Here is an 11356-nt window from a genome sequence, read left to right as displayed (position 1 = left end):
ATAAGCAGTTCATCTTGTCTGCAGTATTGAAATCATAGGAGTTGCCAGAAGCAGATTTATAGGTGATGTTCTTACAAGTCAGTTCTTCGATAGCACGCAATATGGTGTCTGCGCTGCAAGTGCGAAGAGTTGGATGAAGAGACAAATGTTTCATCAAGTGAGTTGTAACATCCTCAATACATGAGCCGCCACAAAGATATACGCACATCAGAGAGCGTAGAATTTCGCTATATTGATAACCAAACATAGTGCATCTCAATCCCAAGGTGGAATCTATGGTTTGAGCTAAAAGAGCATCAAATTGCTCCATAATAGAAAAAATTCCTCCAAAAGGAGTGAGTTTCTCAGATTTTATTTGTACTTTTGCCATGTCATTCAGAGTTTTATTTGCTTTTTATTTGCAACACTAAGATAAGTGAAATTTCTGACATGGCAAAATCCTGAGCAACTTTTTGTTGCTCAGGTACTTATAAAAAATATTAAATTATAGTGTTGCGGAATTAAGGATACTAGAAATATTCGATAAAAACGCAATGTTTTTCACTTATACATGAAAAAGATTACAAAAGCAGCGGTTTTTTCTTGTATAAGTGAAAAATTAGTGCTATCTTTGCGCCATAAAAAAGTGTTTCTTATTTTTTGATGATCCATTTCCCTCCTTTGTCTGGTCCTATTCGTTCTATTATGTGATCTTTTTTCAGTTTCTTTATATGTTTAGAGATGGCACTTCGGTTGATTTCCAATCGTTTACTCATCTCATTGGTGGTGACAAATGGGTCGGATGCGATAAGGGAAAGGATAGAGTCTTTGGTTTTCTGTCCACCTTTTCTGCCCACCTTTTCTGTTTTCTGTCCACCTTTTCTGTCCACCTTTTGATGATGCGTATGGGGTGCTTGTGGGGTAGCAAGTCTTGGCTGTACCTTCCATTCATCTGTAGGATTTATATGCAAGTATCTGTTTTTGAGAACCCAACTTTCGCCTAGCAGCAAGTTTCTGAAGAAACGAACAAGGTAGATAGGAGAGTACTCTATATCTTTATTGATATTGCGATAATTGGCACGAACCAGGGCATTGCGGAAATACCAGGAATGCTTGGCAAACATTTCGTTGTTCACTTCATATCCTAACGAACGGAGATATTGGATGGTGAAAATCGCCGTGGTTCGGGTGTTGCCCTCTCTAAAAGCATGGATCTGCCAGATGCCTGAAATGAATTTGGCAATATGCTCAATCTTCTCATCATCCGTCAGACCTTTATATGAGAAGTTCTTCTCCTGTTCAATATCCCAATCCAATGCTCTTCGCAAGTCTTCCCAATTCAGGTAGTTTACGGAATCTCCTTCGATGTTTCGCTTAGCCACATCTATGAGATACGCCGACGGTTGCAGCCCATCTACAGCCTGCAATCCGATAGCTGTCTTCCTGTTCTCGGCGCTTTCCTTCTGCGAAGGCTCTCCTTGTCGGAGATACTCATCGAAGGATGCGAACTCGTTGATATTATCTTTATTCATAGATGTAATGCTTGATATTTAACTTTGCGATTTGGACTCCCTTGCAAGCCGTTGTTCCCGCAAGCGCTTGAATTGAGCTAAGCACTCCTCCAGCGAAAGCTCTCGCCAATAAGCCATGCTCTTTTGCATCTGGGCATTGACTTTCTTGTGATAATCGTTCAGTTGTATCTCCATCCATTTATGTATTATATTGTTAGAATATTACGTTTGCAAAGTTACGACTATTTCCCGAATTTTCCAAGGCTTCGCTTGATTTTCTTCATAATTTGCCTTTTTGCTGATAATAATCCTGGGGAAAGAACCTCCTGCTCCAGCATATCCAGGGCCATTCTTAACTCTTCGAGGAGTTCGGGATAGTACTTCATCTGCTCGTAGGCGAGCTTCATGCAGTAGCTGCGGATGGCGTAGGACTGGGAACAGACGGTAATCTTGGCGATGCAGAAATCGATGAAATCGGAGCGGAGTGATTCTTCCTCGAAAGGCTGACGGAGAAGGAGTTGAAGCATCAGGCGGCGCTTGGTCTCATTCTTCTCTGCGAGAACCCTATCTATCAAGGCATCATGCTTCTGAAAGAGCCACGGGTTGTTGGCTTCGTCGAAATGGGTAAAAGCCCAAAGTGCATTGAACGATACCCGGTCGTTTTCATCGAAGGTGAGTTGGTAAAGCTCTTCCTTCCGGTGGTCGTTCTCCTTGCCTTGTGTCATGATGCATATCTTGTTGATATCGTTCATATTGATCTTGTCCTGTAGTATCTTTCTCATGCTCTTTATTTTTTATGAGGGAATAATCGTTGCAAAGATATACTTTTATGAGGGAATAACGAAAAGGAAGATTACTTTTTTTTGAGAATTCTCGGACTATTTCTTGTTTTTGAGGTATAGAATGGGAGAAAAAGTCAAGTTGAACAATCGATGGATTCATTGTTGTACGTCTAAAGGTTTATAGTTGTACAACTGAAGGGTGTGTAGTTGTACAACTAAAAGGTGTACAGTCGTACAACTATAGGGGGTATTGTTGTACGATTAAAAGGTGTTGTTACTAGGCTCGGCAGACCTGCTGACTTGGCTCAGCAGAGCTGCTGAGCCTAGTGGCAACTTTCCAGAAGCAGTCTCCTTGAACTCCATATTCTATCTCTTTGAACCTGATCAGACGTCTTCTTTCACTTGTTCAGTAGTATTCATTGGCTAACGGAGCCGTATCCTTAAGCTTACTCAGCCGTTTCAATTCGTTTACTCAGTCGTTTCTTTGGCACTTATAAGGTGCTTTGCCTTGAACCAGGAATTTAGGGGGCTTTAGCCCGTTCTTGAACCGCATGCGAAGGTTCTGTACAATAAAAACAAAAGAAGTCCGTGGACTTCTTGGGATATAATCTCAATGAATGGAATCTCTTACTTTCTAAAGTACGTTCCAACCACTGGCAAACTCTTCAATGGGAAATCCTTCTTCACGAGATAAGCGGCGAAAATGAGGATGAGTACCGTATTGATGAGGCAGGCGATGGCGGTAGAGAAGTACTTATTGGCTTCACTCATGCCAACGAAGAAGAGGAAAGTGAGTTGGATTATAGTAACGAAGAATTACATCGCTGAAGTGTATGTTTGGCGATAGTTCTTGTCCTTTGCTTTGCTGAATATGAAAGAAGGGTTCGTAGACATAGCGAAAAGTCTAGATTATCATCGTCATAATCATTGCAATCTTTCTGGCTATTCCATAGATGCCTAGGGCATGTGCATCGCTCTTCTCGTATATGTAAGGGTAGAGAATCTTATCGGCATTTTAGTTATATTTTTTTGTTAAACTAAGTGATATTTTTATACTTTATAAGTAAAATGATTATAAGCTTGTTTTTATGCATAAAAGGTTTTAATTTTGCTGCATATTTTTATAAAAATAGTTTTTTTAATATGGTAAGGATAAATATAATTTTAAATTTAAAATGCTCTTTATGGCATTTAGGTAATGTTGTCTTTTTGAGCATTTTTGGCAATGACGTTTTAAATGTTTTATTGTTAGCTTTGGGAAAACTCTTGAGCAAGTTGATCCTCTAAAGAAAAAATAGGGGTCTCATATTGATCAACTAATCAATATGAGACCTTTTTAAATATTTTATATAAAGGAACCTATATGTCTCAATACTGGTCTTCTGAAAAATTGTATATAGTATCATCTATTTTGCAGACAAACCAATATTTTTCATGTGAATTGTAAAAGGAATAGTATCGAGCATATAGCAATTCTTCACCTGATTCCGTGTAGATTTCTGATATTACACAACTATTGTCATTGCCTGCACTGTTTAAGCCTTTAAATTTTTTGATTTTATATTGATATTCTTTACCTTCAAATTGTAAGGTGACATTTTTACCATGAAACGTAACAGTTGCTGGGTCTTTTAATAATTGACCGTCATTAAATGGAGAAGGTGCTGGACCACCATAAGAGAAATTTAAAATTTCATTTTTAGAAATGCATTCATAGAACATCATCTCACCACAACTGGTTTCATTTCTCCGAATCTCAGACTCGTATTCTTTTATAAAGTCGTCAGGAAAGGACGAACTGTTAGCAATATTAAAATTGGCTTTAGATAAAGTGAATATTATGAAAGTGATTATTATAAAAAGTGTGACAAGTAAATACTTTAAGTTATTAGAGCAATTTTCTTTTTTAATCTTTGTGTCTTCTTTTAAAACATCTTTATATGTTCTTGCAATTTGCTCAAGTTTTATGATGTCATTTTTGTTTTTTAAGATATCAGAATAAATTTCATTAGCAACTTTTAGCTTGTTAGCATCGTAATTTTCTCCCATAAATTTTTGCGGATTGAACTTTTCAGACAGAGTATAGAATAAACTGTCTGTTGAAAAAGTTATACTCAAAAGTTTTATAGCTTCATTTCGTAATATCTCTAACTTCTGTTCGCTATTTTTTGCAGCTTCTATTTGGCTATAAATTTGATTTGCGATATCTACTTTTTGTGCATTGTATGGATTCATGAATCTTTCAGGATTGCATTTTGATTTCAATTCTTCATACAAGTTCGTAAGGCGATCCATGTTTGTTGTAAAATCTTTAGGAGCACTTTCTTTTGATGTATTATATATTTCTTGTCCTATTACTTTTTTTTCTTCATCTTTGAGAGCATCTTCTTTTTTTATATGTTTTTTTGATGCTTGTTTCTTTTTGTAAATGGAGATGCCATAAAAAAAAACTGCAATAAGTAAGCCCTGTAAGGCACCCACAAATAATGCTTCTCCTGTATCTTGGTAACGTCCAAACAATAAAATATTGTAAAACATATGCGTAATTGATTTTAATTTATAACACGAAATTGAATTTATATGGCCATAAAGACATTGCGCATTTGTCAAATGTGCAATGTCTCTAATATGCCTTTTTGGTGCTCTTTTCTATATCCTTTGGTGACTTCTTTTCTTACTTTCTAAAGTATTTACCCACTACCGGCAGACTCTTCAATGGGAAATCCTTCTTCACGAGATAAGCGGCGAAGATGAGGATGAGTACCGTATTGATGAGGCAAGCGATGGCTGTAGAGAAGTATTTGTTTGCCTCGGTCATTCCGGCGAAGAGGATGAGGGAGAGAACCACATAAATCATAATCTCCTTCACCGGATAGTTGATAGGATACTTCTTCTGCCCCACAAAGTAGGAGAGAAGCATCGCCGTTCCATATCCTGCGAAACCAGCCCAGGCACAGGCAATGTAACCATAGATCGGTACGAAGATAACGTTGATGGCAATCAATACCAGGCAACCGATGCCCGAAAAGTAAGCACCCCAGATGGTCTTGTCGATGAGCTTGTACCAGAAACTGAGGTTGAAATATACTCCCATCATGATTTCGGCAGCCATTACGATAGGCACTACCTTCAAACCATCCCAGTAGTCGCGACCGATGATGTGGCGCAATATATCCAGATAGCCTACTACCACCAGGAAGGCGAGCAGAGTGAAGATGACGAAATATTTCATCGCCGAAGCGTAAGTCTGTCGGTTGTCCTTATCCTTCGCCTTGCCGAATACGAATGGCTCGTAAGCATAGCGGAAAGCCTGGGTAATCATCGCCATGATCATCGCAATCTTGCTGGCTGCTCCGTAGATTCCGAGCTGTGCATGCGCATCGCCCTTCTCATAGATGTAAGGGAAGAGAATCTTGTCGGCTGTCTGGTTCAGAATACCGGCAATACCGAGCACGAGGATAGGCCAGCTGTAGCCCATCATCTTCCTGACGAGCACCTTACATTCGCTCCAGGAGCATTTCTCGCCCATGAATCCTTCCTTCAGTTCCTTGTAGAAACAGAAGGTGATGGAGGCGGTACAAACCAGGTTGATGTAGAAAGCATAACCCACATCGTGACCATCCATGATGACGTAGTAAACCAGGTTGAGCGCAATGTTCAGACCGATGAAGAGCAACTTGAAGGCTGCAAACTTCAGTGGGCGCTTCTTGTATCTGAGGTAAGCGAAAGGAATGCACTGGAAAGCATCAATAGCCACGGTAACGAACATGGTCCATACATAAGCCGGATGGTCGGCGTAGCCCATCGCATCGCTCAAAGGCGTGATGAAGAGGAATACCAGGGCGATGAAGAGTAGGGAAGTGAAGCCCACCATGCTCAATACCGTGTGATAAACCTTTTCTGAGTTTTCTCCCTCCTTGTTGACAAAACGGAAGAAGGTGGTCTCCATTCCGTAGGTCAGGATAACGAGGAGCAACGCCGTATAGGCGTACATGTTGGTGATGACACCATAACCACCACTGGCGGCGCTGATCTTTGCCGTATAGAGTGGTACAAGCAGATAGTTCAGGAATCTGCCGATGATACTGCTCAAACCATAGATGGCGGTATCCTTTGCTAAACTTTTGAGGTTTGCCATATTAATTTGTTTTTTATTATCCGAAGAATAAATATGCAATAGCGATTGCTGCGATGACTCCTGCCAAATCGGCGAGCAAGCCGCAAGCCACGGCGTGGCGGGTATTCCTGATGCTTACGCTTCCGAAATATACAGCCAATATATAGAAGGTGGTATCGGTGGAACCCTGGAAGATGCAGCTCAATCTGCCCACAAACGAATCAGGACCATAGTTCTTCATTGCCTCCAGCATCATGCCTCGTGCACCACTTCCCGACAGCGGTTTCATGATGGCGGTAGGCAGGGCGCCTACGAAATCGGCATTCAAGCCGCATTGTTCTACCGACCACGAAATGCCTTGAATCACCATATCCATCGCTCCCGAAGCACGGAACACGCCGATGCCCACAAGGATAGCTACGAGATAAGGGATAATCTTCACCGCAGTAGTAAAACCTTCTTTCGCTCCTTCGATAAATGCATCATATACATTCACCTTCTTCCAAAAACCCGCCAGGATGAAGCAGAGGATGATGCCCAGGAGAATCATGTTAGAAGCCAAGGTGGTAACCGTGTTCATCGTATCCTTGTCCATCTGTCCGAATCCCCAGATGATGATGCCAACGAAGGCGCACATTCCCAACAGAGTAGCGAGCAATACCGGCTGCAGGATGTTGATGCGCTGCCAGAGCGAAGTGATGATGATTCCGGCAAGCGTAGCCACGAGCGTAGCCAGCAGGATAGGGATGAATACATCCGTAGGCTGGGCTGCTCCATAGGAGGCACGGAAGGCGAGGATGGTGGTAGGGATGATGGTGAGTCCTGAGGTGTTCAGAACCAGGAACATAATCATCGGGTTCGTCGCCGTATCCTTCTTCGTGTTGAGTTCCTGCATCTGCTGCATCGCCTTCAATCCGGTAGGCGTTGCTGCATTATCGAGTCCCAGCATATTCGAAGCGATATTCATGAAGATGCTTCCCATCACCGGATGGTTTTTCGGAATATCGGGGAAGAGACGGGTGAAGACCGGGCTGAGTGCTCGGGCCAACACATTCACTACTCCCGCCTTCTCTCCAATCTTCATGATGCCAAGCCAGAGAGCGAGCACGCCCGTCAGTCCGAGAGAAATCTCGAAGGCATTCTTGGATGAGTCGAAGGTGGAATCTACAATCTTCTGGAAGATAGTCGTATCTCCCATTGCCAATCCGATGAGTGCGAAGATGAACGCAATCACGAAAAATGCTATCCAAATGTAATTTAAAACCATATAATCTGATGCTGCGACCTAAGAATCGCACATTCTCTTATTAATTAATGTAATATTTCTAAAACGGCTGCAAAATTACAATAATTTTCTTGTTTAGCGATGCTTTTATACTTTTTTAATCTCCCTTTTTATCTGCTTTCAGAAAATGGTATTATCTTTGCGCCCCAAATTCTAAAAAACAGTAAGTAGATTTATACAAAAACATTATTAAGGAAGCAAAGGACTTCTGTAATATTTTATAGTATGGACAAGAATGAGAGAATAAATAGCGAGCAAGAGATGCCCGCTGAAGCGAATAAGGATCATTCCGCTGATGCGGATAGAGTAAAGGAAGTATATAAGGTGACGATAGCGGGAAGCATCATCAATGTGGTGCTGCTCGTATTGAAGTTTGCTGCTGGTATCCTCGGACATTCTGCAGCCATGATAGCGGATGCCATCCACTCGCTCACCGATTTCGCTACCGATGTGGTGGTACTGGTATTCGTAAAACTGGGCAATAAGCCGAAGGATAAGGACCATGATTATGGTCATGGCAAATACGAGACGCTTGCCACAGCCATCATCGGTATTTCGCTCTTCGTGGTGGGTGTGATGATCTGTTATTCTGGCGTAACCAAGACTTATCGTGCCATCTGCGGCGAGACATTGCAGCAGCCGGGCGTTGTAGCCTTGATTGCTGCCATCGTAAGTATCGTGATGAAGGAGTGGGCTTATCAGTTTACGGTTAAAGCCGGAAAGAAATATCATTCCGAGGCAGTTGTGGCGAATGCCTGGCATCATCGCAGCGATGCTTTATCGAGTATCGGAACGATGTTCGGTATTGGTGGCGCCATCATTCTGGGAGAAAAGTGGGCTGTGCTCGATCCGCTGGCTGCCATCATCGTGAGTGTCTTCATCATCAAGGCAGCCTGGGGACTGGTGACGCAGTCTGTGAAAGAACTGACGGATGCCAGTCTTCCGGAAATGGAGGAAGATGAAATCCTGAAGATTGCAAATGAAGAAGAGGGAGTGGGAGAGATTCATAACCTGCGTACCCGTCGCATCGGAAACAAGATTGCGATAGAGATGCACGTCCGCATGCCGGGTTCTCTCTCGCTTTATGAGGCGCATGAACATGCTACCCATATCGAACGAAGATTGAAGCAGCACTTCGGCGCAGATACCCATGTGGGAATCCATCTCGAACCGATTAAAGTGAACGGAAAATATCAGAAACCGGAATAAACGGAAAAAGTCTTCAAGCCATTTTGGCTTGAAGACTTTTTTGTTTTATATTACCAGCCGAGATTTACGCTGGCTCCTGCCATAATCCACAAACCTGGCTGCTTAACAGCTGTGAGGTCGTAGTAGCGGTGGCAAGTGATGTTGTCGGCTTTCACGAAGATATTGTATTTCTTCTCGTCCCACATCAGTTTGCAATCTATCTTGGTGTATGGATGATAGCCATTCATTCTCTGCTGCCATCTTACGCTCCAGGAAGCTGAAAGCTTGTTCCAGATCTGATGATCCAGACCGAATACTGCCTTGTGCTTCAGATACTCCAATGCATAGAGTGATTTCAGAATGTTTGTCTCGGTCTTATGATCCTGATAGATGTAAGCATAACCCAACTTGATGCGGGTAATGAAACTGTTTGGTACCAACTCTCTCATGTAGATAGTAGCATCTACGTTGTAGCCCATGTTGTTGAGCTTTCCGATGTTCATCACATGATACTTGCTGTCATTCTGTTCGGTCACGGAAGTCTGAACCCAGTCAATCATGTTGGTGCCGTGTGCGTAGAATCCGCTTACGGTTGCGGTAAAACCAGTCTGGCGATACTGGGTTCCTACCTTGAAGGTGGAGTTTTTCTCTGGATTCAGGTTGATGTCGCCCTGCTGCACCACATTACTTATATATAAGTCGGTGTAGGTAGGCATTCTCAGAGCCTTGTTCCAGGATGCGTAGAACTTCCAGTTGTCGTTAGGACGATAACTCATATCTACACCAGGATAGAAGCGGAAGTCGTTGTCCAAACCGGTGTTCTTGTTGACCAAGACACCAGCCGACAAGGTGAAGCCGCCGAAGATGAAGTTGTGCTCCAACATGATGTTGGTATTGGTGCGCTCGCCCTTTCGGGTATATTGACGGTCAGAACCTGAGATGTCCTTATAGTCTTTCTCTGCGAGTTCCTCGCCCAATGCAGTAGAGTAGATGCACTCCTTGCTGATGTCGAAACCCACTGCGGTCTTACCCCAAACCCAAGCTACGTTGGCATTCAGTCCACCACCATAAACATCGAGGTCGTGATAGTTCTCGCCTGCTGCAGCTCCAGCCTTTCCACGAATCAACTGATAATGGTCCTTGAAATTGTTATAATAGAATTGAGGCGCAATCTCCCAGGTCTTCTCCTGGTTGTGCAGACTCAGGTTGAGAGAAGCCATACCGTGGTCAGTCTTCTCATATTGGTTGTTATATTTGGCGCTGTAGAAAGTATTGGCACCGTAGCTCTGGGTAGAGATCCCCACCTGAGCATTGATGTCGAAACACTGGTCGTAGCTCAGGTTAACCTGTCCGAAACCTTGTCCTTTCTCGAAGTCGCTGTTGTCTGTTCCTCCGTCCGAACGCTTGTAGCCTCCGCTGGCAGAGTAGGCGTGTGTCCACTTGCCTTTGGCATAAGCCGTCTGCCCACGTCCCTGTGCTCCGAAACTTCCAAAGCTTCCGCCTTCTACACTTGCAGATACTCCATCATTCTTTGCCTTCTTGGTCACGATATTGATGGCACCATTAAAGGCTGAAGTTCCGAATACGCGCGATGCTGCCCCCTCGAGCACTTCGATGTGGTCGATGTCGGCAAGAGCTACAGGAAAATCAGAAGCATTGTGACCAGTCTGTGGATTGGAAATGTTGACACCATTCAAGAGAATGGTAATCTGGTCGAAGGTTCCACCATTGATGGAGATATCCGTCTGAACACCAAAGCCACCACGCTGACGGACATCCACGCCGGTAGCTAATTTCAATACATCGTTGATAGTCTGCGCAGCCGCACGATGAATATCGTCGCGGGTAATGACAGACACAATCTTAGGTGACTGCTCTACAGTCATCGGCGCACGAGATCCGGTAACGCTCACCGCATCTAGCTCGTAAGCCTTTCCGCCCTTGTAGAGGGTAGAATCAACCTTGGCTCCCTCTGTGCTTACGCCTGCTGCCTTGGCATGGCTCAGGGTAGCAACGCTGAGTGCACCAACAAGTACCTCTCTTCCCAAAACTGCGAAGAGTGAGTAATTCTTGTTAGAGAATCGGTTGAACTTCAAGCTGTTGCGCTTGTTGAAAATTGTTTTGTACATTAAATAAAATGTTTATAAATGATTAATAATTCGAAGCCGCAAGCCTGCTCGGTTTTCGGCATTCGGGGTGCAAAGGTAATGCCTTTCCTCGAAAAGACAAAGCAAAATGTGATTTATTTTATTTCCATCGTAAAGTTTTAATTTAAATCAAGCGAATTTGTATTTTACTCTTCACTCTTCACCTTTTCGCCTGAAATGCCGATAAACACTGGGGGTGTGAGAGGTGAAGAGTGGGTGCCCACTCTTCACCACTCTTCACCTTTTTTTGAAGTTTTCGCCCTTTTGGGATTAGTTGTTTTAGGGCTTTTGGTCCGTTCCTGCACTAAATGCGAGGATTCTCTTACTAGGAAAAAATAATCGTCCTG

General features: G+C 43.1%; 8 protein-coding genes and 1 pseudogene. 1 reads left to right on the top strand and 8 read right to left on the bottom strand.

Annotated elements, in window-relative coordinates:
- The 7 genes and pseudogenes from AAAT87_RS00675 to AAAT87_RS00640 all read right to left on the bottom strand — a co-directional run.
- Window positions 1-370, bottom strand: a pseudogene (locus AAAT87_RS00675) (IS1380-like element IS942 family transposase); the annotation flags it as partial.
- A gap of 262 nt (window positions 371-632) precedes the next feature.
- A complete protein-coding gene (locus AAAT87_RS00670) occupies window positions 633-1511 on the bottom strand; it encodes a Fic family protein (protein WP_349225332.1) in 879 nt (292 codons plus the stop codon).
- Window positions 1512-1732: 221 nt separating this feature from the next.
- Entirely contained in the window at window positions 1733-2272 is a 540-nt protein-coding gene (locus AAAT87_RS00665; protein WP_349225331.1) for a HEAT-like fold family protein, read from the bottom strand.
- Between the two features lie 627 nt (window positions 2273-2899).
- Window positions 2900-3043: a hypothetical protein gene (locus tag AAAT87_RS00660; RefSeq protein ID WP_287609837.1), complete on the bottom strand. Its 144-nt coding sequence runs from the start codon at window positions 3041-3043 to the stop codon at window positions 2900-2902.
- 597 nt (window positions 3044-3640) lie between these two features.
- Window positions 3641-4810: a hypothetical protein gene (locus tag AAAT87_RS00650; protein WP_349225330.1), complete on the bottom strand. Its 1170-nt coding sequence runs from the start codon at window positions 4808-4810 to the stop codon at window positions 3641-3643.
- Between the two features lie 136 nt (window positions 4811-4946).
- Window positions 4947-6410 (bottom strand): oligosaccharide flippase family protein, encoded by a 1464-nt coding sequence (locus tag AAAT87_RS00645; protein ID WP_349225329.1) that lies wholly within the window; start codon window positions 6408-6410, stop codon window positions 4947-4949.
- A 16-nt stretch (window positions 6411-6426) separates the two neighbouring features.
- Complete coding sequence (locus AAAT87_RS00640; RefSeq protein ID WP_349225328.1) at window positions 6427-7656, bottom strand: nucleoside recognition domain-containing protein; 1230 nt, start codon at window positions 7654-7656, stop codon at window positions 6427-6429.
- Window positions 7657-7935: 279 nt separating this feature from the next.
- Here AAAT87_RS00640 and AAAT87_RS00635 point away from each other — a divergent pair, with 279 nt between their 5' ends.
- Window positions 7936-8883 (top strand): cation diffusion facilitator family transporter, encoded by a 948-nt coding sequence (locus AAAT87_RS00635; RefSeq protein ID WP_349225335.1) that lies wholly within the window; start codon window positions 7936-7938, stop codon window positions 8881-8883.
- 50 nt (window positions 8884-8933) lie between these two features.
- On the opposite strand, the gene AAAT87_RS00630 is transcribed toward AAAT87_RS00635, so the two are convergent.
- Window positions 8934-10991: a TonB-dependent receptor plug domain-containing protein gene (locus AAAT87_RS00630; protein ID WP_349225327.1), complete on the bottom strand. Its 2058-nt coding sequence runs from the start codon at window positions 10989-10991 to the stop codon at window positions 8934-8936.
- Window positions 10992-11356 lie beyond the last annotated feature (365 nt).

The sequence above is a fragment of the Segatella sinensis genome (assembly GCF_040095255.1).
Taxonomy (GTDB): Bacteria; Bacteroidota; Bacteroidia; order Bacteroidales; family Bacteroidaceae; genus Prevotella; species Prevotella sinensis.
The sequence above is the reverse complement of the archived record's forward strand: the minus strand, read 5'-3'. Positions and strand labels throughout refer to the sequence as shown.